Source organism: Klebsiella sp. K5-306, from assembly GCF_051835185.1.
Lineage (GTDB): Bacteria > Pseudomonadota > Gammaproteobacteria > Enterobacterales > Enterobacteriaceae > Klebsiella > Klebsiella oxytoca.
Genome location: NZ_JAIFJY010000018.1, coordinates 90,983 through 116,594, shown reverse-complemented (window position 1 = coordinate 116,594; position 25,612 = coordinate 90,983). Strand labels below are relative to the sequence as shown.

The window sequence follows — 25,612 nt, the reverse complement described above, 5'->3', positions numbered from 1 at the left end:
CCACACAGATTGTCTGATAAATTGTTAAAGAGCAGTGCAACGCGGCTTTCGCTCACCGTTGCGAGGTCCCGTATAATACGTTTTCCTCATTCAGAGTCAAGCGTTTAATTTCGCTTTTCTCTGCCGGCATTCATCGCTGAATCCCGCTGACCCGGCGGGCTGTAAGCCGTTGTTCCGTGTCAGTGGAGGCGCATTATAGGGAGTTCTGAGACGTTGACAAGCCCTGTTTGCAAAAAATCTTTCAACCGTCTCTTTTTTGTGCAAAACGCTATGAAAGCGGTAGTTTTTCCAGCGATTCGAAGCCGTAACGCTGCAAAACGCTCAAAAGCTGTTCAGTTTCAGCCGTTAACGCCATACAGTACGCAATATTGGCATCACCCGATTTTGCATCAGGCGCTTCATGCTCTAATAGCCAGGCGGTTCGACGCGCAATCGCCGCCCCGGAGTCGATCATTCTTGTCCCTTCCGGCAGAACCTGCTGCAGCTCCTCTTGTAATAGAGGGAAATGCGTACAGCCCAACACAACCGTATCAGGCGGCTCCTGCATTCGCAGCCAGGGACGCAGAATACGTCGCAGCTCATCCAGCGGAACCGGCTCGCCGTGCAGCTTGGCTTCTGCCAGCTCAACCAGCTCTGCCGATCCCAGCATTTCGATTTTGCATTCATTCGCAAAACGAGCAATCAGTTCGCGCGTATAAGGACGTTTTACCGTCCCGCGCGTCGCCAGCAGACCAACAACGCCATTCGCCGTTAATCGTGCCGCGGGTTTTATCGCAGGAACCACGCCGACAACCGGAAACGCAAATTTGTCGCGCAAGGCGGGGAGGGAAACGGTACTTGCGGTATTACAGGCAATGACGGCCAGCGCCAGGGGGTAACGCTGCTGAACCGCGGTGACAATCTCCAGAACGCGTTCAACAATAAACTCTTCGCTTTTCTCACCGTAGGGGAAAGCAACGTTGTCGAAAGCGTAGATATAATGCAGATTCGGCAAAAGCTGCCGAATCTCATTGTAAACCGACAGCCCACCGACGCCGGAATCAAACACCAGCACGGTGGGACGTGGATCAGAAGGTGTAGCTGCCAGACAAGTAGTATTCTCGCCCTGCAGTTTGGTAGCCATAAGCTGTCTCGTAATCTTTATCGAACAGGTTAGCTATTTTACCACGAACTGTCAGTCGATCGGTGATCGGATACGCTGCAGAAACGTCTACCGTGCTGTAGCTCGGCAAAATTCTTTGCGTATTGTTGTATTGGGAGGTGTTGTTGTCGTAACGCTTCCCATAATACTGCCACGACACATCCATATCGACATTAAACACGGACCAGTCCAGCTGATACTTTGCCTGTCGTTTAGAACGCCGGGCCAGCACTTCACCGTTATCATCGTTACGCGGATCAACATACTGCAACGTTACGCGATGGCTAAAAATACCGGTATCAATACTTCCCGTCCATTCCACGCCTTTAATCGTGGCGGCATTGATATTGTCGTACTCCCCCTCATAGGTAACAGGATCGGAGTAATAGGTAATCAGATTACTAATCTTGTAATGGTACGCGGATAAGCGCCAGTCAACAGGGCCGGTAAGCCCCTCCAGCCCCGCCTCCCACTGTTTCGACTCTTCAGGTTTCAGATTAGGATTCGCGTTGATACCAAATCGGGTTGAGCCAAACTGTTGTCCTAAAGAAGGCGCAAGGAAGCCGGTACCGTAACCGATAGTCAGGCGATAATTTTCAACAAACTCCCATCCTGCGGTAGTCTGCCAGGTACCGTGCCAGCCAAACTGCTCATCGTGATCTTCACGTCCGGAAGCTTCGAGGGTGACATCACCCACTTGCTGCTGGCCCGTCAGATACAGCCCCGTGTTATCACGCTTGTAGGTATCCGACAGCGCCGTATCTGACGACGTTAAACGCTGCTGCTGCCAATCGACCCCTGCGCTGACCGAGCCGTGACCGACAATAACGTTATTGCCCCATTGAAGATTACGCTGCGTCATCCTGTCGAGCGTCGTCCCATCATTATAACGACCATAAATACTGCTGTAGTTATAGTCCTTTACCTTCTGATAGCTGGCGATAAGCTGAGAGGAGTAAATACCGGAATTGAAGTTCAGCCCGGCATCCCAGCTTTGGTTATAGAGCTGGTTTTCATCTGCGCTGTTGGCCGGACTATACGGCGGGCTTCCAAGATCGTAATCAGAGTTGTTGGTGTAGCTGTGTCCGCGGAAGAAACCGTCAAAATTCTCGTTAAATTTATGCTCAAGACCGCCCCAAAACGTTTTATTACGGAAACCATCGCGATCGCCGTCGTGATCCCAGGTTGAATCAGGCTGAACGTTAAAGCCTTTATTGCCCTCATAAGAGCCCGCAACTGTCGCGACCGTATCGCCAAAGCGATGGCGCAGAGTACCGTCATATTGTTGGTACCCTTTAGAACCCACCCCAGCGGTAATTTTGGATTGTTCTTTATCGGAATGCGTAATGACGTTAATCACGCCGCCCATTGCGCCGGAACCATAAATCGCCGAACGCGGGCCGCGGATATATTCAACTCTCTGCACCAGCGATAGCGGAATCTGGTTCAGGTCAGGATTATTGGTGATACCCGGTCGAGCCATGGGAACGCCATCAACCAGAACCAGCACCTGTTTGGCTTCAGTACCACGGATGAAGAGCGAGGAAGATTGTCCCATCCCCCCATTTTGCGCGACGTCCACGCCAGGCAATCGGCGCATTACATCGTTCAAATCTTTCGCCTGCCAGCGATCGATCTCTTCCCGCGTCACAACATCGGTCGGCGCAAGGACCGTGTTGACCGGTTGTTGAAAACGATTTGCTGTCACCACTAACGTATCTGAATTGCTGTCCTGCGCCCAGCCGGAAAAAGCCGTGACGGAGAGCGCCGTCATCAGCGAAGCTTTTTTAATCATTTTAAAAGCATCCGTAATATGCAAAGGATGCCGCCGGCTCTATCAATAGCACGCGATGATAGAAACCAAATGCGACGTATTCCGGCAGGTCTTCGGGCTTGGGGTGTTTAATGGATGAGGACTTCCCGCTAAATAACTGCAGTGTCTGCACTATGCGCTCATCCCACTTTTCCTTACCGCTGCGCGTCAGCTCCAGATTTGCACTGGATTCCCTATTAACTCATAGGACCGGTAACACGATGCTATAATTAGAAACATATAGATGTCCAGACTTCTACGGTGATATTTCCTGATATCATCAGGGCTGGACATCCCCAGCGCTTTCCCTACAATCCCCGCGTACTTATTTTATTCAGGATACATCATGACCCCCGAACACCTTCCTACCGAACAATATGAAGCGCAGCTGGCAGAAAAAGTCGTCCGTTTGCAGAAAATGATGGCGCCTTTCAGCGCCCCGGTTCCGGAAGTGTTTCGTTCGCCGGTCAGCCACTATCGCATGCGCGCAGAGTTCCGCCTGTGGCACGATGGCGATGACCTGTACCACATTATGTTTGATCAGCAGACCAAATCCCGTATTCGCGTCGATACCTTCCCGGCCGCCAGTGAACTCATTAATCAATTGATGACTGCCGTGATTGCCGGCGTACGCGATAACCCGGTACTGCGCCATAAACTGTTTCAGGTGGATTATCTGACCACCCTAAGCAACCAGGCGGTGATATCGCTGCTGTATCATAAAAAGCTCGACGACGAGTGGCGCCAGCAGGCGGAGCGTTTGCGCGATGCGCTGCGGGGGCAAAACCTGAATGTGCATCTGATTGGCCGCGCAACGAAGACGAAAATCGAGCTGGATCAGGATTATATTGATGAACGCTTACCGGTTGGCGGGCGTGAAATGGTCTATCGCCAGGTAGAGAATAGCTTCACCCAGCCGAACGCAGCGATGAACATCCAGATGCTGGAGTGGGCTATTGATACCACGAAAGGCGCAACCGGCGACCTGCTTGAGCTGTATTGCGGCAACGGCAACTTTTCGCTGGCGCTGGCGCGTAATTTCGATCGCGTGCTGGCAACAGAGATTGCTAAACCATCCGTCGCAGCAGCGCAATACAACATTGCCGCGAACCACATTGATAATGTGCAGATTATCCGCATGTCGGCGGAAGAGTTTACTCAAGCGATGAACGGCGTGCGGGAGTTTAATCGCCTGCAGGGCATCGATCTGAAGAGCTATCAGTGCGAGACGATTTTCGTCGATCCGCCGCGCAGCGGGCTGGATAGCGAAACGGAGAAAATGGTGCAGGCGTATCCGCGTATTCTGTATATCTCCTGCAATCCGGAGACCCTATGCCAGAACCTGGAAACGCTCAGTGATACCCACGAGGTCACGCGCCTGGCGCTGTTCGACCAGTTCCCGTATACCCACCATATGGAATGCGGCGTACTGTTAACGAAGAAGTAAAGCTGCGGCAGGAAACCCGGCAACAGCGCTGTTGCCGGGCGATAGATTATTCAGCGATCGCGCTCTTGCGGTTGCGCACTTTGTAGCCAATCCAGAACACCATAATCACCGACAGAACCGCCGGGAAGAAGTTAGAGCCGATGTCCGGATATTCCGCGCGCACAACGGTGCTATAAACCAGCACGCCGAGAATAAAACAGGCGGCGGCAAGCCCCGGCAGACCCACGGGCATACTACGATTTTGATAGCGCTGATGCAGACAGTAAACCGTCAGCACCAGCGACAAAACAGGGAAAATGGAAAAAGGGACAATTGAACTGAATAGCGCAGCGAAGGTTCCATTAATGGATAAACCTGCGATCAGCGCCAGCAGCAGCGTGCCTCTATCTTGTACTGAGTGTTTCATTGCTCGTCCTTCACGTTATTCGGAATGATTTGAAATTTTTTCTTGTTCACGGCGATACCAATAATACGCGCCTTTCGAGATCATTCTGAGCTGCAGCACCAGGCGCTCTTCCAGCTGCCGACGCTGCTCCGGACCTACATCCAGGGCCTCGGCGCCGGCGCTAAATACGATGGTGACCATAGCTTCAGCCTGCGCTTCGGTAAAGGCGCGCGGCATATGGTTTTCGATTTCTAAATAGTCGGCAAGTTCCGCGATGAAATGCTGAATTTCACGCGCCACGGCGGCACGAAACGCCGCGGATGTACCGGAGCGTTCACGCAGCAGCAGACGGAAGGCATTCGGGTTGTTACCGATGAATTCCATAAAGGTGGAAACAGAGGTACGAATGACGCTACCCCCTTTGGCGATACGCTGCCGCGCCTGACGCATCAGCTGACGCAGCATCAGCCCGCTTTCATCCACCATGGTCAAACCCAGCTCATCGACATCGCGGAAATGGCGATAGAAGGACGTTGGGGCGATCCCGGCTTCCCGCGCCACTTCGCGCAGGCTCAAGCTGGCAAAACTTCGTTCAGCACTTAGCTGGCTAAATGCTGCTTCCACCAGCGAACGCCGGGTTTTTTCTTTTTGTTGCGCTCTTACGCCCATCACGTTGTCTGAATCCTTCCATAAGCCCTTCCGGCACTATACCAGAGATTAGAACCAATCGGTTTACACTGGATTGTGAATGATTGTTTACGAGCTGATTCTGCTTTTATGCCGCAAAAAAGCACAACGATAATTGGGTTAAAGCGCGGCGAATGTTATCATCGTGTTTATTTTATGTATAAAACAGGTGAGTAATGCCATGTCACACTCTTGGGATTATGATGCAATTGTGATTGGTTCCGGTCCGGGCGGAGAAGGTGCCGCCATGGGGCTGGTGAAACAGGGAGCACGCGTTGCCGTCATCGAGCGCTACCATAACGTCGGCGGCGGTTGTACCCACTGGGGTACCATCCCGTCAAAAGCCCTCCGCCATGCCGTCAGCCGTATTATCGAGTTTAACCAAAACCCCCTCTACAGCGACCATTCCCGTCTTCTTCGTTCTTCCTTCGCCGACATCCTGAACCATGCCGACAGCGTCATTAACCAGCAAACCCATATGCGTCAGGGTTTCTATGAGCGCAACCACTGTGAAATCCTGCAGGGCAACGCCCATTTTGTCGATGAACACACTATCGCGCTGGAATGCCACGACGGTACCGTGGAGACGGTGACGGCGGAAAAGTTCGTCATTGCCTGCGGTTCACGCCCCTATCACCCGGCAGACGTCGACTTTCATCATCCGCGCATTTATGACAGCGACTCGATCCTCAGCCTGCATCACGAACCGCGCCATGTGATCATTTATGGCGCCGGGGTGATCGGCTGCGAATATGCGTCGATCTTCCGCGGGATGGAGGTCAAAGTGGATCTGATCAACACCCGCGATCGTCTGCTGGCGTTTCTCGATCAGGAGATGTCTGATTCGCTCTCCTATCACTTCTGGAACAGCGGCGTGGTGATTCGTCACAACGAAGAGTACGAAAAGATTGAAGGCGTTGATGACGGCGTCATCATGCATCTGAAATCCGGCAAAAAGCTCAAGGCGGACTGCCTGCTCTACGCCAACGGCCGTACCGGGAATACCGACTCTCTGGCGCTGGAAAATATCGGTCTGCAGACCGATAGCCGCGGTCAGCTAAAGGTCAACAGCATGTACCAGACCGCCCTGCCGCACATCTATGCCGTCGGCGATGTGATTGGCTATCCGAGCCTGGCCTCCGCCGCGTACGATCAGGGGCGCATTGCGGCCCAGGCGCTGGTGAAAGGCGAAGCATCTGCGCATCTGATTGAGGATATCCCTACCGGGATTTACACCATTCCGGAAATCAGCTCGGTCGGCAAAACCGAGCAGCAGCTGACGGCAATGAAGGTGCCTTATGAGGTCGGGCGCGCGCAGTTCAAGCACCTGGCGCGAGCGCAGATTGTCGGTATGAGCGTCGGTACGTTGAAGATCCTGTTTCATCGCGAAACGAAAGAGATCCTCGGCATTCATTGTTTCGGCGAGCGCGCGGCCGAAATTATTCACATCGGCCAGGCGATAATGGAGCAGAAAGGCGGCGGTAACACCATTGAGTACTTCGTTAACACCACCTTTAACTATCCGACAATGGCGGAAGCCTATCGGGTAGCTGCGTTGAATGGCTTAAACCGCCTGTTTTAACGCCGCGTCGAAATGGCCATCCATTTTACTGCGGATGGCCTCCGCCAGATGTTCATAACGGCTACGCAGCGGAGAACCCGGGCGATAAACCAGCCCAACGGTACGTCTCGGTTCCGGCTTAATGCAAGGCACATAGACCACGCCATCGCGCTTTCTCTCCTGCGGCACGGCTAAGGCGGGCAACAGGGTGATGCCGCTACCGGCAGCCACCATGTTACGCAGCGTTTCGAGACTGGTCGCGCGGAAGTGGGTGTCTTCATCGGCGCCGGCTTCAAAGCAAAAGCCCATCGCCTGATCGCGCAGGCAGTGGCCATCTTCCAGCATCAGCAGTTTTTCACCGGCCAGATCCGACATCGGCACGCACTCGCGGTTTGCCCACGGATGATCTTCATAGATAGCCAGCATCATTGGCTCATCAAACAGCGGCACCTCAATAAAAGCTTCGCTCTCTTTGACCAGCGCCAGAATTGCGCAGTCGAGCTTACCGCTATCAAGCTGGGCCAACAGCTGATGGGTTTGCGCTTCATGCAGATACATTTCCAGCTTCGGAAAGGTCTGGTGCAGCATGGGGATAATCAGCGGCAGCAGATAAGGGCCAATGGTCGGGATCAGTCCGATATGCAATGGCCCGGACATGGTCTCTCCCTGCTGGCTCGCCATTTCCTTAAGCACTTTGACTTCGCGTAGCACGGTACGCGCTTGATCCACCAGCAGCAGCCCTGCCTGGGTGAACAGAACCTTACGGCTGGTGCGCTCCAGCAACATCACGCCGAGTTCATCCTCCAGCTTACGGATCTGCCCGCTAAGCGTAGGTTGACTGACGTGGCAAGAATCCGCCGCACGGCGGAAGTGGCGGTGTTCAGCTAGCGCTACCAGATATTCAAGATCGCGAATATTCATTATTCATCCTCCATCGCCACGATAGTCCATGGCGATAGATAGAATAGCAACGAACGATTATCCCTATCAAGGTTTCTGTTCAATAATAAACCCATAAATGAGGAAAACTGCAGAAAATCATTGAGCTTCCTCATCAGTTCTCTACCCGGATAACTAAAGCCAACGTGAACTTTTGCGGACCTTGTGTCCGCTTTTTTTTTGCATAAAAAAGCCCGGAGTTACCCGAGCTTCCTTTATTTAATACCTTTCAGGCAGCGAACAGATAGCTCAAACCAGGCGCGATTTAGCGTCGGCAATCGCCTGAGCAACCTGCTGCGGAGAAACGCCGCCTTTAGCCGCTCGCTTATCCAGACACGACTGCAGCGAAAGAATCGGATAGACGTCATCAGCAATAACGCCGCTAAATTTTTGTAAATCGGCCAGAGGGAGATCTTCCAGCGGTTTGCCCTGGGCAATGGCTTCTACTACCGCTTCACCCACAATATGGTGCGCCTCACGGAACGGTACGCCTTTAGCTACCAGATAGTCCGCCAGCTCGGTGGCATTCGCGTATCCCTGCTGCGCGGCTTCTTCACAGCGCGGGCGTTTCACCTGAATACCGTCAAGCACCAGCGCCGCCATATGCAGGCAGTCGAGCCAGGTATCAAGCGCGTCAAACAGGCCTTCTTTATCTTCCTGCATATCTTTGTTGTAGGCCAGCGGCAGCCCTTTAAGGGTCATCATCATGCCGGTCAGGGCACCCTGCACGCGGCCGCATTTACCGCGGATCAGCTCCAGCGCATCCGGGTTTTTCTTCTGCGGCATCAGGGATGAACCCGACGTCACGCGGTCAGAAAGCTCCACAAAGCCCGCTTCGCCGGTATTAAAGAAGATCAGATCTTCGGCAAAACGCGACAGGTGGACCATGCCGATTGAGGCATCGGACAGCAGTTCCAGGACGTGATCGCGATCGGACACGCTGTCCAGGCTATTGCGGGTCGCCGTTGCGAAACCCAGCCAGCCGGCAAGCTGTTCGCGATCGATTTCATAGGCGGTCCCCGCCAGCGCGCCGCAGCCCAGCGGGCTGACGTCCAGACGCTTCAGCGCATCCTGCAGGCGGCTTTCATCACGCGCCAGCATTTCGACATAGGCCAGACACCAGTGAGCGAACGTCACCGGCTGCGCGCGCTGCAGGTGAGTATAGCCCGGCATGACCGCGTCCTGATTAGCCTCCGCCGTCTCAACCAGCGCGCTTTGCAGCTGACGATTCGCCGACAGCAGCTCCACCACGGTATCTTTGCACCACAGCTTCAGGTCCGTTGCGACCTGGTCATTACGGCTGCGCCCGGTGTGCAGCTTTTTGCCCAGTTGGCCAACCTTGTCGATCAGTTTACCTTCTACCCAGCTATGAATATCTTCCGCATCGCTTTCGAGGATCTGCTGCGGATTAGCCCGTACTTCTTCCAGCAGAATGTTCAGCGCCTCTTCCAGCTTCTGCTGTTCATCAGCGGTCAGTACGCCCACCGTCACCAGCGCTTTGGACCAGGCAACAGAGCCAACGATATCCTGCTCCGCCAGGCGATAGTCAAAGCGCAAAGAGTCGTTGAACTGTTTGAACCGCTGATCCGCTGCCTGAGTAAAACGCCCACCCCAAAGTGCCATAACATGCTTCCTTAATATCTTTGAATTTTATTGCCCGGCGGCGCTGCGCTTACCGGGCCGACAAAATGATAAATTGATTATGCCAGAATACGCGTGCCGATCGGCGTACCGTTAAACAGTGCAGGGAGCTGCTCTGCGTGCCGCCAGGAGGCGATATCGACCGGGCGGCCTAATGTCCGCGCCGCGTCCAGAGCCGCATTCACTTTGACGATCATTCCGTCGGTGATAATGCCCTGCTCGATCAGTTGTTCAGCTTTCCCGGCGGTCATTTCAGCAATACGCTGACCTTTGCCATCGAGAATGCCGCTCACGTCTGACAGCAGAATCAGGTCTGCGCCAAGCGTTGCCGCCAGCGCGGTCGCCGCCTGGTCGGCGTTGACGTTCATTAACTTACCGTCATCGGTAACGCCGATGGAGCTGACAACCGGCAGATAACCGCCCGCCAGCAGCGTGTTAATCAGCGCCGGAGAACCCGGCTGAGCAAATCCGACATGGCCAAGCTCTTCATCAAGCTGCGTCACTTTGACGCTATCGCCATCGCCGAGGAATAGCCCAACGGAAGCCAGGCCGTGTTTCTTCGCCCACGCCAGCAGCGTTTTATTGGCGGTTCCCGCCAGCGCGCCGGTAATAATGTCGATCTGATCCGCCGGGGTGACCCGCAGACCATTTTTCTTGTTCACCGGCAGATTAAGCTGCTTCATCAGTTCATCCACCACGCAGCCGCCGCCGTGCACAATAATTAGCGGGCGCTGATGTGATTCACGGTAGTTCACCAGGGCAGTAAACAGGCGCTCCAGCGCTTCTTCGCTGTCCAGCAGGACGCCGCCGAGTTTGATAATTAAAGGATTCATCATCACACCTTAAATAAGAGACTGCGTCTCAGCGAAGCCGAAACGAATGTTAGCGCACTGTACGGCCTGCGCGGCCGCACCTTTCAGCAGGTTATCTTCCGCCGCCACCACGATGATATGTTCATCCTGGACTGCAAAACCGATATCACAGAATGGCAGACCCACGACATTTTTCAATGCAGGGACCCCGCGATCGTATAAACGTACCAGCGGTTTATCCGCATAGGCCTGCTGGAACACCGCCGCGACCTGTTCTTTACTGACGCCGGGCTTCAGACGGCAGGTAATGGTTTCCAGAATCCCACGCTTAAAATTGCCCAGATGCGGGGTAAAAATAACGTCCGCGCCCAGGTGGGTGGAGATTTCCGGGTGATGGCGGTGATTGAAAACGCCGTAGGGTTGCAGGCTGACTTCGCAGAAGCTGTTACCGAGAGAGGCTTTACGCCCGGCGCCGCTGACCCCGCTGGTCGCGTTGATCACCGGCCACTGGTTAAGATCCAGCAGTCCCGCATCGATCAGCGGTTTTAACGATAGCTGAGCCGCCGTCGGGTAGCAGCCGGGTACGGCAATCAGATTTGCTTCTTTTAGCTTTTCGACGCTCCACTCGGCCAGGCCGTAAACCGCCTGTTCAAGCAGTTCAGGGTGCTGATGAGTGAAACCATAATATTTTTCATAGAAGGCGCCGTCATTCACGCGGAACGCCCCGGAGAGATCGAACACCACGCAGCCCGCCGCGAGAAACTGCGGCGCCAGATCGTGGCTCACTTCATGGGCGGTAGCCAGAAAAACGACATCGACTCCGGCGCTAAACTCGCTGATATCAGACATCGGCTGCAGCGGCAGATCGACAATCCCTTTCAGTTGCGGATGCAAATCGGAAACTAATTTTCCCGCATCATTGCTTTGCGCGGAGACCGTCAAAGCGGTTATGGTCATATGAGGATGGCGATTTACATAGGCCACTAGCTCTGCGCCGGCATAACCGCTGGCGCCCACAATCAGCGTGTTCAACATTGGGGCTCTTCACCTTCTTGCTTACGTATATTTGCCCTGGAAGACCGTTGCCTTCCCCACCCTGTTGAGCCGTAAGCGCATCATCCTTACGTTCGATGGGTTTCCTTACGCTCAACGATAATGTATTTTTATTCACAAATAATGCATGAATATTGATACTATCACGACCCGAGGTGTGTCAACAATGAAAAACAATTTACCGCCCTTTATCGAGATTTACCGCGCGCTGATCGCCACACCTTCCATCAGCGCAACCGAAGAGGCGCTGGATCAAAGCAATGAGTCTTTAATCAATTTACTGGCGGGCTGGTTCCGTGATATCGGCTTTAATGTTGAAGTTCAGCCGGTGCCGGATACGCGTAATAAATTCAACCTGCTGGCGAGTACCGGCCACGGCGCAGGCGGCCTGCTGCTTGCCGGGCACACCGATACCGTCCCGTTTGATGATGGCCGCTGGACTCGCGATCCTTTTACCCTGACCGAGCACGACAATAAGCTATACGGCCTGGGCACTGCGGATATGAAAGGCTTCTTCGCCTTTATTCTCGATGCCCTGCGCGACGTCGATGTGGCTAAACTGAAAAAGCCGCTCTATATTCTGGCGACGGCCGATGAAGAGACCAGCATGGCCGGCGCGCGCTATTTCGCCGAAACGACCCAACTGCGGCCGGACTGCGCCATTATCGGCGAACCGACTTCGCTGCAGCCGGTACGCGCGCACAAAGGCCATATGTCTACTGCCGTTCGCGTTCAGGGGCAGTCTGGCCACTCCAGCGACCCGGCACGCGGCGTCAACGCCATTGAGCTAATGCACGATGCCATCGGCCGCATCATGCAGCTGCGCGATGACCTGAAAGAGCGTTATCACTACGCCGCATTTACCGTCCCGTATCCCACACTTAACCTTGGGGCCATTCACGGCGGCGATGCCTCCAACCGCATTTGCGCCTGTTGCGAACTGCATATGGATATTCGCCCGCTGCCCGGAATGACCCTCAACGATCTTAACGGGCTGCTGAACGAGGCGCTGGCACCGGTGAGTGAGCGTTGGCCTGGTCGCCTGACCGTTGCTGAACTGCATCCGCCGATCCCTGGCTACGAATGCCCACCGGACCATAAGCTGGTTGAGGTAGTCGAAAAACTGCTCGGCGCGCAGACCGACGTGGTCAACTACTGCACCGAAGCGCCGTTTATTCAGACCCTCTGTCCGACGCTGGTATTAGGCCCGGGCTCGATTAACCAGGCCCACCAGCCGGATGAGTATCTGGAAACGCGCTTTATTAAGCCAACCCGCGAGCTCATTACCCAGGTGGTCCACCATTTCTGCTGGCATTAAAACGCGCGCCCTCTGGTGATTTTTTTCCGCACGAGAGGGTGACAATTATCACGTTTTCATAAGCAACACTTATCAAGCGACCTCTGAGTTAAATTTCGCAAATTGCCGCTATTTATTCGTTTGCTGAAGCGATTTCGCAACAATTGACGCGGGGGGTTTTACGTGGCTTTATAAAAGACGGTTGCTTATCCACTGCTCAAATTTTCGAGCGCCGGATATAACAAAATAAAATGAGATGGGGTGTCTGGGGTAACATGAACGAACAATATTCCGCTTTGCGTAGTAATGTCAGTATGCTCGGTAAGGTGCTGGGCGACACCATCAAGGATGCGCTAGGAGAAAACATTCTTGATCGTGTCGAAACTATCCGTAAGTTGTCCAAATCTTCTCGCGCTGGCAATGAAGCCAACCGCCAGGAGCTGCTCACCACGCTGCAAAACTTGTCCAACGACGAGCTGCTGCCGGTGGCGCGCGCCTTTAGCCAGTTTCTGAACCTGGCTAATACCGCTGAGCAATACCACAGCATTTCGCCAAAAGGCGAAGCGGCCAGTAATCCTGAAGTGATTGCCCGCACCCTGAGAAAGCTCAAAGAGCAACCGAATCTCAACGAAACGATTATTAAACAAGCCGTTGAATCCCTGTCGCTGGAACTGGTGCTGACCGCGCACCCGACAGAAATCACGCGTCGTACGCTGATCCACAAGATGGGCGAGATCAACAACTGCCTGAAGCTGCTCGATAATAACGATATTGCTGACTATGAGCGCCACCAGGTCATGCGCCGTCTTCGCCAACTGATTGCCCAGTCCTGGCATACCGATGAAATCCGTAAGCATCGCCCTACCCCGGTGGATGAAGCCAAATGGGGCTTCGCGGTTGTCGAAAATAGCCTGTGGGAAGGTGTACCAAACTACCTGCGTGAGCTGAATGAGCAGCTGGAAGATAACCTCAACTATCGGCTGCCGGTGGATTTTGTCCCGGTCCGCTTTACCTCGTGGATGGGCGGTGACCGCGACGGCAACCCGAACGTAACCGCCGACATTACCCGCCACGTCCTGCTGCTCAGCCGCTGGAAAGCCACCGATCTGTTCCTGAAAGACGTGCAGCTGCTGATTTCCGAGCTGTCAATGGTCGAGTGTACCGACGAGCTTCGTGAACTGGCAGGCGCGGAAGGCGCGCAGGAACCCTATCGTTACCTGATGAAAAAACTGCGCACGCAGCTGATGGAGACGCAGGCCTGGCTGGAAGCGCGCCTGAAGGGGCAGAAGCTACCGAAACCGGCGGGCCTTATCACGCAAAACGAGCAGCTATGGGAACCGCTCTACGCCTGTTACCAGTCGCTCCAGGCCTGCGGTATGGGGATTATCGCCAACGGCGAGCTGCTCGATACCCTGCGCCGCGTAAAAGCCTTTGGCGTACCGCTGGTGCGTATCGATATCCGTCAGGAAAGCACCCGTCACACCGAAGCGCTGGGCGAGATGACCCGCTACCTCGGCATCGGCGACTATGAAAGCTGGTCAGAAGCTGACAAACAGGCCTTCCTGATCCGCGAACTGAATTCCAAACGTCCTCTGCTGCCGCGTCAGTGGGAGCCGAGCGAAGAAACCCGCGAAGTGCTTGAGACCTGCAAAGTCATCTCCGAAGCGCCGCGCGGCTCTATTGCAGCCTATGTGATTTCGATGGCCAAAACGCCGTCAGACGTCCTGGCAGTACATCTGCTGCTGAAAGAAGCCGGTATCGGCTTTGCGCTGCCGGTCGCTCCGCTGTTCGAAACCCTGGACGACCTGAATAACGCCGACGACGTTATGACCCAACTGCTGAATATCGACTGGTATCGCGGCTTTATCCAGGGCAAGCAGATGGTCATGATCGGCTATTCCGACTCGGCGAAAGATGCGGGCGTAATGGCCGCCTCCTGGGCGCAGTACCAGGCGCAGGACGCGTTAATTAAAACCTGTGAAAAGGCCGGCATTGAGCTGACGCTGTTCCACGGCCGCGGTGGTTCTATCGGTCGCGGCGGCGCGCCGGCGCACGCGGCCCTGCTCTCTCAGCCTCCGGGAAGCCTGAAAGGCGGCCTGCGCGTCACCGAACAGGGCGAGATGATCCGCTTTAAATACGGTCTGCCGGAAGTCACCATCAGCAGCCTGTCGCTCTACACCAGCGCGATTCTGGAAGCCAACCTGCTGCCGCCGCCAGAGCCAAAAGCGCAATGGCGCGACATCATGGCCGAGCTGTCCGACGTCTCCTGCGAGATGTACCGCGGCTACGTGCGTGAAAATAAAGATTTCGTTCCTTACTTCCGTTCCGCTACGCCGGAGCAGGAGCTGGGTAAACTGCCGCTGGGCTCGCGCCCGGCCAAACGTCGCCCGACCGGCGGCGTCGAGTCGCTGCGCGCCATTCCGTGGATCTTCGCATGGACGCAAAACCGCCTGATGCTGCCAGCCTGGCTGGGTGCCGGCGCTGCGCTGCAAAAAGTCGTCGAAGGCGGCAAGCAGAGCGAGCTGGAGAGCATGTGCCGCGACTGGCCGTTCTTCTCTACTCGTCTCGGCATGCTGGAGATGGTCTATTCAAAAGCCGATCTGTGGCTGGCGGAATATTACGATCAGCGTCTGGTGAAGCCCGAACTGTGGAAGCTGGGCGAAGAGCTGCGCGAACTGCTGTCTGCTGACATCAACGTGGTGCTGGCCATCGCCAACGATTCCCACCTGATGGCCGACCTGCCGTGGATCGCGGAGTCCATCCAGCTGCGTAATATCTATACCGACCCGCTGAACGTACTCCAGGCCGAACTGCTGCATCGTTCACGCCTGGCGGAAGAGAAAGGTGAAAAACCGGATCCGCGCGTTGAACAAGCGCTGATGGTCACCATCGCAGGCGTTGCGGCTGGTATGCGTAACACCGGCTAATTCGCCTTGAGAAACCTGTAGCCCGGCTAAGCGTGCGTAGCGCGAGCCGGGTTAAAAACCTCGGCCCCGGTAAGCATCGCGTTTACCGGGGCTTTTTATTAGTGATGCAGCATTTCGTCGACAATCTGCTCTTTATGCAGCGCGTAAGGGTAGTAGGTCGGCCAGTTATCCATCTCTTTCAGCAGCGCTTCCTGCGACTCATTGCCCATAAAGATATGGAAATGTTGGGATTTGCGCGGCGCAATGGTGTGATCGCTAAACTGGACGAACTTTGGCGCTTTTGAATCCGCCTGCTGGCATTCAAAGAGGTAGCGCACGCCTTTTTTACCGGATGCGTAGGTCAGGATTTTGTAACCGGAATAGGCGTACTTACAGGTATTCACGGTTTTTCCGATGTGAAACTCCATGATGTTATCTTCGATACCAATCTGGTCCAGATCGGTGGCATAGCCCTTCTTATAGTATTCCCGATATTCCGCCACGCTTTTACCGGCTTTTTTGGCCTTCTGCTCCAGCACGGCATCTAAATCGCCGTTCAGCAGATAGGGATTTACCGACTGCCAGATACCGTCCCAGTCGCTCAGCGCCCTGTCCTTTACATCCTGGTCGGCAAAAATGCCTTCACTCGCCTTTTGCTCTGCTTCGGTCAGCGCCGGGCCATGACTATGGTGGCCGTGGGCAACAGCCTGGCTGCTCGCCAGGACCAGGCTCATACCAAGCATAAGCGCGGAAATCTTTCGGGTCATCACTCTCTCCTGAGTTTAGGTTAGCAATAATATGTTACGGTATAACATAACATTAATATTATGCAACACACTTTCATACCCTGACTTCCCCTTTTCGGGATACCCATTGTGCCGAAAAGAAGCCGCTTTGGTCAGAAAATAATCCCTGAGATCTGTTTTAGCAGATGGGTTTTCAGTGGCCAGATAAAAAAACAGCAGATATCATGAAAAAACCTATGGCCTAATTTATCCATCAATAGTGGTTGTGCGTTTTCTTGCAAAAGGGCAAAACATCGACAAACAAATAAACCTCATAGATATCAATATTTCTAAAAAAATAAAGTGAGTGATTTATTAAAAAACCATCATCTGAATGTCCGCGCACCTTTTACTTTATATTTTACCAGCGAGGTAGCCACACGCAACTCAACGGGATTGTTGTATTTCATATTTTTGATTATAAATCATAAAGTTAACAATTAACTTTACATCATATAATTATAAGAGAAATCCTGGTCTATGGTTATTGACCGGGTCTCTTTTCTCAAATAACATTCAATATTAAATAACTACAAAACTCTCGCCCTTACTGTTTAAATTGATAAAGGACTTATCATGAAGTTTATAATTAAATCACTTACCTATTTTATATTACTTAGCCCTTTTGTTTCTGCCGCAGCCACTGCATCCGATAAATGGTCTGGTTGTGCGCAAAAAGAATATCAAATTCAAAAACAGCTGGAGTATGCCAAAGCTTACGGAAATATACATAGAATCAGGGGGCTGGAAAGCGCGCTGACAAAAGTACAACGCTACTGCACAGACGGTAAACTTACTTCTGAGTGGCAAGAGAAGGTTGCAGACAAGGAGAGTAAGGTCCGCGAGCGCATGGAAGAACTACGCCACGCCCAGGCTTCAGGCGATCCTGAAAAAATCAGAAAAAAAGAGAAGAAGCTACAAGAAGCCAAAAATGAGCTTATGGAAGTACAATCTGGCCTCAATCAGTCACTGACCTGGCAATAAAGAAAAGAGACTGGACTAACCTCCTGGTTAAGCCAGCTCTCTTTCCGTAAGCTGATTGTCGACAAGATATTCCCCCCGCTCACTCCCATGTTAAGTAATGAAAAATCCTGATATGTGATGCCGCCAGAAGCAATCCGCCATACGCAGAAATAACTTGTAAGCACATGATTGCAAAAATATAAAAACAGACAGAGCCGAAGAATAATCCTGCTTCGATGGAGTATCTTATGCCACCCTCTGGTATTCTGCCTTTTCCACGATGTTCGGTATGATGCAGATAAAGCATGTTTTGCGGAGCGATAATGGATAACGGCATCAATCAGGTTATTGATTCTTTTATTAAAGGTCAGGCGGTAATCGGCAAAGTCCATTTTTCCACAGAGTCCAGACCGGCTTCTGAAAAAGCGCTATGCGTCGATTTTGCGCGCCTCGAAATCATGCTTGAGGGTCAGCTTCAGGATCCGGCGATTAAAGCCGATTGCGCCCGGCTCATGCCGCACGATGTGCTCTATATTCCGGCTGGTGGATGGAACGCTCCTCAATGGCTGGTGCCCTCCACGCTGTTAACCATCCTGTTCGGTAAACAACAGCTGGAATTCGCCCTGCGCCGCTGGGACGGCGGCGCGCTTAGCGTGCTGGATAAACAGCAGGTTCCGCGCCGCGGCCCCCGGGTCGGCTCTTTTCTTCTGCAGGCGCTAAATGAAATGCAGATGCAGCCGCAGGAACAGCACACGGCCCGCTGTATCGTCACCAGCCTGCTCAGCCACTGCGCCGATCTGCTGGGCAGTCAGGTGCAAACGTCATCGCGCAGCCAGGCGCTGTTTGAAGCGATTCGTAAGCATATTGATGCCCACTTTGCCGACCCGTTAACCCGGGAGTCGGTGGCGCAAGCGTTTTATCTCTCGCCTAACTATCTTTCCCATCTGTTCCAGAAATGCGGGCCAATGGGGTTTAACGAATACCTGAATCATATTCGCCTGGAACAGGCCAGAATGCTGTTAAAAGGCCACGATATGAAAGTGAAAGATATCGCCCATGCCTGCGGTTTTGCCGACAGCAACTACTTCTGCCGCCTGTTCCGCAAAAACACCGAACGCTCGCCGTCAGAGTATCGCCGTCAGTATCATAGCCAGTTGACGGAGAAAACCGCTTCGCCGGAAAACTAGATTTTTGTGTGTTAAACCTGACTTTTGTACGTAGTTTTATCCCACTGTTGATCCTGCTCTCGAGATAAATGTGATCTAAATCACCCTTAGTCGTAATGCGTACATTTATCCAGTTTTTGGCAAATTTGTCATCTGGCGACCCTTCGAGTGAAAGCCGTATTCTTACCTCAACGACACCACGAATTAAGCACTGAGGAAAGCATTATGGAACTCTATCTGGACACCGCAAACGTAGCAGAAGTTGAACGCCTGGCCCGTATTTACCCGCTGGCAGGCGTGACCACCAACCCGAGCATTATCGCCGCAGGCAAAACGCCGGTTTGGGATGTTCTGCCGCGCCTGCAAAAAGCCGTCGGCCCGGAAGGTATTTTGTTCGCCCAGACCATGAGCCGCGACGCGCAGGGCATGGTGGAAGAAGCCAAGCGCCTGAGCAACGCCGTTCCCGGTATTGTGGTAAAAATTCCGGTGACTGCCGAAGGCCTCGCTGCGATCAAACTGTTGAAAAAAGAAGGTATCCCCACGCTTGGCACGGCGGTCTATAGCGCATCTCAGGGCCTGCTGGCTGCGCTGGCCGGGGCAAAATACGTTGCACCTTATGTAAACCGCGTCGACGCCCAGGGCGGCGACGGCATCCGCATGGTCCAGGAGCTGCAATCTCTGCTGGAGCTGCATGCGCCGGAAAGCAAAGTGCTGGCCGCCAGCTTTAAGACGCCGCGCCAGGCGCTGGATTGCCTGTTAGCCGGTTGCGAAGCTATTACCCTGCCGTTAGATGTAGCGCAACAAATGCTCGGCACCCCTGCGGTAGAGTCAGCCATTGAGAAGTTTGAGCAGGACTGGAATAACGCTTTTGGAACTCTGAACCTGTAACCCGATCGGCGGACCGCCCCAGGAGGCGGCATCCCGGTCATCCAGGAGGAATAGAAATGGATCGCATTATTCAATCACCCGGTAAGTACATTCAGGGCGCGGACGCAATTTCTCGCCTTGGCGGATACCTCAAACCGCTGGCTGAGCGCTGGCTCATCGTTGGCGATAAATTTGTACTCGGTTTTGCCGAAGAAAAACTGCGTAAAAGCCTGGCGGATGCCGATCTGGTTGGCGAAATCGCGCCGTTTGGCGGCGAATGCTCACACAATGAAATCAACCGCTTGCGTGATATTGCCGGTTCCGCCCGCTGCACAGCCGTGCTGGGTATCGGCGGCGGCAAGACGCTGGATACCGCAAAAGCATTAGCACACTTTATGAATCTGCCGGTGGTGATTGCCCCGACGATTGCCTCCACCGATGCCCCCTGCAGCGCGCTCTCTGTCATCTATACCGATGACGGCGAGTTTGATAGCTACCTGATGCTGCCGCGCAATCCGAACATGGTCATTGTCGATACGCAAATCGTTGCCGGAGCCCCGGCGCGCCTGCTGGCGGCCGGTATCGGCGACGCGCTGGCGACCTGGTTTGAAGCGCGTGCCTGCTCCCGCAGCGGCGCCACCACCATGGCGGGCGGCAAATGTACTCAGGCAGCGCTGGCGCTGGCTGAACTGTGCTACAACACGCTGATTGAAGAAGGTGAAAAAGCGATGCTGGCGGCAGAGCAGCACGTTGTGACGCCAGCGCTGGAGCGGGTGATTGAAGCCAACACCTACCTGAGCGGCGTCGGCTTTGAAAGCGGCGGCCTGGCGGCTGCGCACGCTATCCACAACGGCCTGACCGCGATCCCGGATGCTCACCACTACTATCATGGTGAAAAAGTAGCTTTCGGTACGCTCACGCAGCTGGTACTGGAAAACGCGCCGGTAGAAGAGATCGAAACCGTAGCGGCGCTGTGCCATAGCGTCGGACTGCCTATCACCCTGGCGCAGCTGGATATTAAAGCCGATATCCCAGGCAAAATGCGTACCGTAGCGGAAGCCGCCTGCGCAGAAGGCGAAACCATCCATAATATGCCCGGCGGCGCAACGCCGGATCAGGTTTATGCCGCGCTTCTGGTTGCCGACCAGTACGGTCAACGCTTCCTGCAAGAGTGGGAATAACCCCTCCCGACATACCCGCCAGCAGGCGGGTATCTTCTTTTCACCCGCCATTGCCCGCCAAAACGATGTATTTTATAGTGCGATTTTCCTTTGGGTGAGTCGTAGATATGCAGTCATCAGATCGAAGAATGAGCATTTACTCTATTCTGCAGCAGGACAAAAAAGTCGTCGTCAATGAGCTCGCCGCAAAGTTCGCTGTCACTAAAATGACCATCCGTCGCGACCTCTCCTTCTTTGAAAAACAAGGTATTGTTAAAACGACCTACGGCGGAGCCTATTTGACCAGCGGCGCCAGCGCCGGTCACAGCTTTCTGCTGAACTCGATTCAAATGGATGATGATAAGCATCTCATAGGCCAGAAAGCCGCCGAACTGATTGAAGATGGCGATACCCTTATTATCGACTGCGGCGCCACGCCGCTGGCGCTCGCTCAGTTTATTTTAGATAAAAGAATCATGGTGATAACCAATTCCTTCCCGGTCGTTAATCTGCTGAAAGGGCGTAAAAATATTAAATTGATCGTAGCGCCTGGCGAATATGACGAGGAGGCTCAGGGAATGATTTCTTTCAGTACCGCCGACTTCTTTCATAACATCCATGCCGACAAGGTCTTCCTTGGCACTCAGGGAATCAACGACGAGGGCGAGCTGACGGTAGCAACCATGGCCGGCGCGCACGTCAAGCAAACGCTGATGCGGGCCGGAAGACAGAAAATCCTGCTGGCGGACAAAACGAAATTTGGCCAAACGTTTCTTGCGGGTTACGGTCGTCTGGCAGACCTTGACTTCGCCGTTTGCCAGTCCGGTCTTTCCGCCGATATTCTCTCTCTGATGGACAGGCAAAACGTACAGCTACTGCTGGCTGAAATCGCTTCTGATGGCCCGGCGTCCGCATAGGGGTAATTGAGCGTTTTGCGTTGATAATACTTATGCGTCCTGCCCCCGAGCGTCACGCTTCTTGAGGCTGATTAGGGTCAGCGCGAGGACAATCAGCACAATACCGGCGCCTTCAACCGGACCCGGGTTTTCCCCTAAGAGCCACCATGAAAACAGGACTCCGCAGACCGGGACCGCCAGGGTGCTCAGCCCCGCGACGCTGGCGGGCAAATTACGTAACACAAATAACCAGAGGCACCAGGCCAGCGCCGTGGCCAGAATCGCGCTATATCCCAACGCCCAAAAAACCCCAGGCTGCCAGTCAATGCTGCGCTGCGGCACCAGCCAGGCGACGGCGCTCATCACCAGCGCGCCATACAGCATTTGCCAGCTGGTCAAGGCCAGTAAATCCACGCGCGGATAGCGAGCATACATCCGCTTAACCACAATCGCGCTGGCCCCCCAGCTTATGCCAGAGAGGATTGCCAGCAGGGCGCTTTTCATCGACGAAAAATCGAGCTGCCACGGCTGCAGCACCAGCAATAAACCCAGCGCCGCCACGCCTATCGCGGCATACTGCAGCCGCCGCATGCGTTCGCCTAAAAATAGCGCCGCCATCATGACCACCCAAAACGGCATGGTATAGCTTAGAACCGCAACCTTCCCGGCCCCGCCGCTGACCAGCGCCCACTGGGCAAGCCCAACCATCCCGCAGGTCTGCAGCAGGGCAATCGCCAGTGTGTAGCCAAATGGCGTGGGCCGCATTCCGCGACCGCGCAGCAGCAAAACGATAAACAGCAAAGCCGCCCCCAAAATACAGCGCAGCGCGGTAAAATCGAACGCGCCGATATAGAGCGTCACCTGCTTCATCGCAATCCAGCTGTAGCTCCAGATAAGCGTCAGCACAATCAGGCCGCCGAAGGCCAACGGGCTATTTTTCCCTGCCATAATCATCATCCAACCATCATGAATATTTTGCGGGCACTATACTCGCTTTGCTGGCGGGACGATAAACCAAAAGCAGCGGCGTCGAATGCGTTTTCGGCACCGCAGAGAAAAGAAGGAAGATAAGGGGAGGAAACTGAATCTTGTTTACGCCGGACGCACGCCCAGCGTGTGGCAAATCGCGTAGCTCATTTCCGCGCGGTTCAGGGTATAGAAGTGGAAATCTTTCACCCCTTCACGACTTAAAATCTTCACCATATCCATTGCGATATTCGCCCCTACCAGCTGGCGGGTTTCGGGGTCATTGTCCAGACCTTCAAACATTTTCGCCATCCACGTCGGGATACGCACGTTGGTCATGTCGGCAAATTTTTTCGCCTGCTTAAAGTTAGAGACCGGCAGAATACCCGGAATGATTTCGACATCGATGCCCGCGGAGACGCAGCGGTCGCGGAAACGCAGGTAGCTTTCCACATCGAAGAAGAACTGGGTAATCGCGCGGTTTGCTCCGGCTTCGACTTTACGCTTCAGGTTGAGCAAGTCTGCCTGCGCGCTTTTAGCTTCGGGATGAACCTCCGGATAAGCCGCGACGGAAATATCAAAATCCCCGACCTCTTTCAGCAGAGTCACCAGGTCAGCGGCATACATATCCGGCTTTCCGCTGCCCGGCGGCAAGTCGCCGCGCAGCGCAACAATATGGCGGATCCCGCTATCCCAGTAATCTTTGGCAATGGTACGCAGCTCATCACGGCTGGCATCGATACAGGTCAGATGCGGCGCGGCCTCAAGCCCGGTACGCTCCTTAATACCTTTGATAATGCTATGGGTACGGTCACGTTCACCGGAGTTGGCGCCGTAGGTTACGGAGACAAACTTCGGCTTCAGGCTGCTGAGGCGATCGATGGATTTCCAGAGGGTTTGCTCCATTTCACTGGTGCGCGGCGGAAAGAATTCAAAGGAGACGTTAATCTGGCCCTGTACTTCCGCCAGGCTCTGATTCAGGGCTTCCCGCTGATTGGCGTGAAAAAAGCTCATACCTTACCTCATCAATCGCATTTTATTGTTTGTTGTATCGCGAACTTCTATACGTTTAGACGTCCAGATGTAAAAATGACGGAAAAGGACACTGGCGTCAATAGAAAAATCAGCGTAAACAGTGAGGAATATTCAGCCTGGATGAAATTAATTCATCTCCTCTGTACTAAGGCAATGATTTTTCAAGTACTGCGGTCAACTCTTCCAACAACATCTTATTTGTCGGCATCGTGACCACGCCCAGCCTGAGCGGAAGCTGCTGACTGGCATCCTGAAGAGGACAGAAAACCACACCCTGACGCTGAATAGCAGAAAAGGATGCCGGCAGTAAAATCATCCCTTCCCCACGCGCAATCCGCGCCAGCAGAACATCGTGCTCGGCGGGCTCCTCCACGTAGGAGGGCGTATAGCCAGCCCGGTCAAAAATACGTCGCGTATAGTCAAAAAAATCGGGATTACGCTCGCGTTTAAACCAAAACAGCGGCCGGTGATTGAGCGCGCTTAACGCCAGATCCGCCTGACCGACCTCTGGCCAGGCTGCCGGTAGGGCCGCGATGAGCGGTTCATAATACGATAAAGCGCGCAGGTGAAGGCCATCGGTATTCAGCGGCAGGGCGATCAGCGCCGCATCGAGTGTACCCTTGCGCACCCGCTGAGCCAGCGCCGGCGAGGGCTGACGGGTAATATGCAAAGCGCGGTTATGTTCGCCCAAAGCAGCTTCTGCGGCGGCGAAAACTCCTTGTTCAAAAGCGGTCGTCAGGCCCAGACGAAGAGGCTGCTGCGAGTGTGCCGAGAGCTGGCTCAGCGCTGCCAGAGTGCGTTCCTGAAGCGCCAGCAGCGGCCGGACCATGTCCAGCACTCGCCTTCCCTCTTCGGTAAGAATCAGGCCTTTGGTATGGCGCAAAAATAACGTCAGCCCCAGCTGCGCCTCGAGATGGCGGATATGACGGCTCAGCGGCGGCTGCGAAATAAATAGCCGCTGCGCCGCCCGGCTGATGTTGTTTTCCTCCGCAACAACGGCGAAGTAGCGCAGCAGGCGAATATCCAGATTCTTTAAACGTGAATTTGTCATACTGAAAAGGTATCACGAAAAGGGTATTACTCAAGCCCGGTAAACTTCCCTAACCTTCATCGCTATGCACAATCACACTGAGGAAAAAGCGATGACCAGCGAACGTTTTACTATCGGACAAGAAATGCTACAGCGCGTGGATGGCAAAGGCGGTGATGCCGTCGTCAATAGCCTGAAGGATATTGCCCCCGATTTCGCCCGCTATCTGATTGAGTTTCCCTTCGGCGATATTTACGCCAGGCCAGGGCTCGATTTACGCAGCCGGGAAATCGCGACCATCGCGGCGCTTACGGCTCTCGGCAACGCCGCGCCGCAGCTAAAAGTGCATATCGCCGCCGGATTAAATGTCGGTCTGACGCAAGAAGAGATGACGGAAGTTATCATGCAAATGGCGGTCTATGCCGGATTCCCGGCGGCCCTGAATGGCCTGTTTGCCGCTAAAGAAGTTTTCGCAGCGCAGCGATCGGCAGGCCGGACTAACCGCCCGGCCTGAAACGACTATTTCTTCACATCGACGACACGCATGTCGTTAAGCTGCTCGTCCGTCACCTTATTTCCGGCTTTGAAGTAGTCCACTACCGCATTTGAAACGTAGTAGCCGCCGGAAGTATTACGCGCTTGCCCTTGGGTAAACGCGGCAAAACCATCGCCGCCATCGGCAAGGAAGCTGTTGGTGGCAATATGATAAACCGTGGCATCTTCAATCGGCTGACCATTGAGCAAAAACGATACGACGCGCTGGCCCACCGGTTTACTGCTGTCGTACTTCATTTCCAGGCCTCTGGAGACCTGCAGCACGCCGTTGCTTAATCCCGCGCCATGCTCCATCAGGCTACGTAGCTGCTTCCCGGTTAAATCCATGGTGACCAGCTCGTTAGGGAACGGGAAGGTACTGATAACGGCTCCCATGCTCACTGCCCCGGCGGGAATTTCATTACGAATACCGCCTGAGTTAGTTAACGCCAGCTGCGTCTCCTTACCTGCCACCTGCATCAAGGCATCCGCGGCAAGGTTGCCCAGCGGTGAAGAGACGCCAATCGT

General features: G+C 54.1%; 22 protein-coding genes, 1 pseudogene and 1 riboswitch. Of the genes and pseudogenes, 10 read left to right on the top strand and 13 right to left on the bottom strand.

Features of this window, described 5'->3' with window-relative positions; all coding sequences use genetic code 11:
- Window positions 1–268: 268 nt before the first annotated feature.
- Together murI and btuB are read right to left on the bottom strand one after the other, a co-directional pair.
- Entirely contained in the window at window positions 269–1,123 is an 855-nt protein-coding gene (murI, locus tag K2184_RS23600) for a glutamate racemase (RefSeq protein ID WP_163525548.1), read from the bottom strand.
- Window positions 1,068–2,936, bottom strand: coding sequence for a TonB-dependent vitamin B12 receptor BtuB (btuB, locus tag K2184_RS23595; protein WP_163525546.1), 1,869 nt, complete (start codon window positions 2,934–2,936; stop codon window positions 1,068–1,070). Before btuB ends, murI begins: the two co-directional genes overlap by 56 nt.
- Before the next feature lie 67 nt (window positions 2,937–3,003).
- A riboswitch (cobalamin riboswitch) is annotated at window positions 3,004–3,184 on the bottom strand.
- Window positions 3,185–3,300: 116 nt separating this feature from the next.
- Here btuB and trmA point away from each other — a divergent pair.
- Window positions 3,301–4,401 (top strand): tRNA (uridine(54)-C5)-methyltransferase TrmA, encoded by a 1,101-nt coding sequence (trmA, locus tag K2184_RS23590; RefSeq protein ID WP_047720468.1) that lies wholly within the window; start codon window positions 3,301–3,303, stop codon window positions 4,399–4,401.
- 46 nt (window positions 4,402–4,447) lie between these two features.
- On the opposite strand, the gene K2184_RS23585 is transcribed toward trmA, so the two are convergent.
- Together K2184_RS23585 and fabR are read right to left on the bottom strand one after the other, a co-directional pair.
- Entirely contained in the window at window positions 4,448–4,807 is a 360-nt protein-coding gene (locus K2184_RS23585) for a YijD family membrane protein (protein ID WP_004107583.1), read from the bottom strand.
- A 15-nt stretch (window positions 4,808–4,822) separates the two neighbouring features.
- Window positions 4,823–5,458 carry an HTH-type transcriptional repressor FabR gene (fabR, locus tag K2184_RS23580; RefSeq protein ID WP_004107582.1) on the bottom strand — a complete coding sequence of 212 codons (636 nt, stop codon included), beginning with the start codon at window positions 5,456–5,458 and terminating at the stop codon, window positions 4,823–4,825.
- Between the two features lie 196 nt (window positions 5,459–5,654).
- Here fabR and sthA point away from each other — a divergent pair, with 196 nt between their 5' ends.
- Window positions 5,655–7,055: a Si-specific NAD(P)(+) transhydrogenase gene (gene sthA / locus K2184_RS23575; protein WP_004116922.1), complete on the top strand. Its 1,401-nt coding sequence runs from the start codon at window positions 5,655–5,657 to the stop codon at window positions 7,053–7,055.
- On the opposite strand, the gene oxyR is transcribed toward sthA, so the two are convergent.
- The 4 genes from oxyR to argC form a co-directional block, all read right to left on the bottom strand.
- Window positions 7,038–7,955 (bottom strand): DNA-binding transcriptional regulator OxyR, encoded by a 918-nt coding sequence (gene oxyR, locus K2184_RS23570; protein ID WP_004107578.1) that lies wholly within the window; start codon window positions 7,953–7,955, stop codon window positions 7,038–7,040. The two genes, sthA and oxyR, sit on opposite strands and share 18 nt — an antisense overlap.
- Window positions 7,956–8,222: 267 nt before the next feature.
- The gene (gene argH, locus K2184_RS23565) at window positions 8,223–9,596 is read right to left on the bottom strand and encodes an argininosuccinate lyase (protein WP_004116920.1); all 1,374 of its coding nucleotides are present in this window, start codon (window positions 9,594–9,596) and stop codon (window positions 8,223–8,225) included.
- A 77-nt stretch (window positions 9,597–9,673) separates the two neighbouring features.
- A complete protein-coding gene (argB, locus tag K2184_RS23560) occupies window positions 9,674–10,450 on the bottom strand; it encodes an acetylglutamate kinase (RefSeq protein WP_094298910.1) in 777 nt (258 codons plus the stop codon).
- A gap of 6 nt (window positions 10,451–10,456) precedes the next feature.
- A complete protein-coding gene (gene argC / locus K2184_RS23555) occupies window positions 10,457–11,461 on the bottom strand; it encodes an N-acetyl-gamma-glutamyl-phosphate reductase (RefSeq protein ID WP_004116918.1) in 1,005 nt (334 codons plus the stop codon).
- 184 nt (window positions 11,462–11,645) lie between these two features.
- On the opposite strand from argC, the gene argE reads away from it, so the two are divergent.
- Together argE and ppc are read left to right on the top strand one after the other, a co-directional pair.
- On the top strand, window positions 11,646–12,797 hold the full coding sequence (argE, locus tag K2184_RS23550; RefSeq protein WP_004107566.1) for an acetylornithine deacetylase: 1,152 nt from the start codon (window positions 11,646–11,648) through the stop codon (window positions 12,795–12,797).
- A gap of 254 nt (window positions 12,798–13,051) precedes the next feature.
- Entirely contained in the window at window positions 13,052–15,703 is a 2,652-nt protein-coding gene (gene ppc / locus K2184_RS23545) for a phosphoenolpyruvate carboxylase (RefSeq protein ID WP_004107564.1), read from the top strand.
- A gap of 98 nt (window positions 15,704–15,801) precedes the next feature.
- Here the strand turns inward: ppc and zinT are convergent, their stop codons facing one another.
- Window positions 15,802–16,449 carry a metal-binding protein ZinT gene (gene zinT, locus K2184_RS23540; protein ID WP_163525544.1) on the bottom strand — a complete coding sequence of 216 codons (648 nt, stop codon included), beginning with the start codon at window positions 16,447–16,449 and terminating at the stop codon, window positions 15,802–15,804.
- 594 nt (window positions 16,450–17,043) lie between these two features.
- On the opposite strand from zinT, the gene K2184_RS23535 reads away from it, so the two are divergent.
- The 5 genes from K2184_RS23535 to K2184_RS23515 all read left to right on the top strand — a co-directional run bounded on the left by K2184_RS23535 (window position 17,044) and on the right by K2184_RS23515 (window position 21,540).
- The gene (locus K2184_RS23535; RefSeq protein WP_142478905.1) at window positions 17,044–17,451 is read left to right on the top strand and encodes a DUF1090 domain-containing protein; all 408 of its coding nucleotides are present in this window, start codon (window positions 17,044–17,046) and stop codon (window positions 17,449–17,451) included.
- Window positions 17,452–17,753: 302 nt separating this feature from the next.
- Window positions 17,754–18,617: a helix-turn-helix transcriptional regulator gene (locus K2184_RS23530; protein ID WP_163525542.1), complete on the top strand. Its 864-nt coding sequence runs from the start codon at window positions 17,754–17,756 to the stop codon at window positions 18,615–18,617.
- 204 nt (window positions 18,618–18,821) lie between these two features.
- Entirely contained in the window at window positions 18,822–19,484 is a 663-nt protein-coding gene (gene fsa / locus K2184_RS23525) for a fructose-6-phosphate aldolase (RefSeq protein ID WP_004107558.1), read from the top strand.
- Between the two features lie 56 nt (window positions 19,485–19,540).
- Window positions 19,541–20,644, top strand: a complete 1,104-nt coding sequence (gene gldA / locus K2184_RS23520) for a bifunctional L-1,2-propanediol dehydrogenase/glycerol dehydrogenase (protein ID WP_004107557.1) — start codon at window positions 19,541–19,543, stop codon at window positions 20,642–20,644.
- A 128-nt stretch (window positions 20,645–20,772) separates the two neighbouring features.
- A complete protein-coding gene (locus tag K2184_RS23515; RefSeq protein ID WP_142478904.1) occupies window positions 20,773–21,540 on the top strand; it encodes a DeoR/GlpR family DNA-binding transcription regulator in 768 nt (255 codons plus the stop codon).
- 30 nt (window positions 21,541–21,570) lie between these two features.
- On the opposite strand, the gene K2184_RS23510 is transcribed toward K2184_RS23515, so the two are convergent.
- The 3 genes from K2184_RS23510 to K2184_RS23500 form a co-directional block, all read right to left on the bottom strand.
- On the bottom strand, window positions 21,571–22,467 hold the full coding sequence (locus tag K2184_RS23510) for a DMT family transporter (protein WP_004107555.1): 897 nt from the start codon (window positions 22,465–22,467) through the stop codon (window positions 21,571–21,573).
- Between the two features lie 144 nt (window positions 22,468–22,611).
- A complete protein-coding gene (gene metF, locus K2184_RS23505) occupies window positions 22,612–23,499 on the bottom strand; it encodes a methylenetetrahydrofolate reductase (protein WP_004107554.1) in 888 nt (295 codons plus the stop codon).
- Window positions 23,500–23,665: 166 nt separating this feature from the next.
- Complete coding sequence (locus K2184_RS23500; protein WP_163525540.1) at window positions 23,666–24,571, bottom strand: LysR family transcriptional regulator; 906 nt, start codon at window positions 24,569–24,571, stop codon at window positions 23,666–23,668.
- 91 nt (window positions 24,572–24,662) lie between these two features.
- On the opposite strand from K2184_RS23500, the gene K2184_RS23495 reads away from it, so the two are divergent.
- Window positions 24,663–25,064 (top strand): carboxymuconolactone decarboxylase family protein, encoded by a 402-nt coding sequence (locus K2184_RS23495; protein ID WP_004107552.1) that lies wholly within the window; start codon window positions 24,663–24,665, stop codon window positions 25,062–25,064.
- A gap of 5 nt (window positions 25,065–25,069) precedes the next feature.
- Here K2184_RS23495 and K2184_RS23490 read toward each other — a convergent pair.
- Window positions 25,070–25,606 (bottom strand): annotated as a pseudogene (locus tag K2184_RS23490) (5'-nucleotidase C-terminal domain-containing protein); the annotation flags it as partial.
- Window positions 25,607–25,612: the final 6 nt, after the last annotated feature.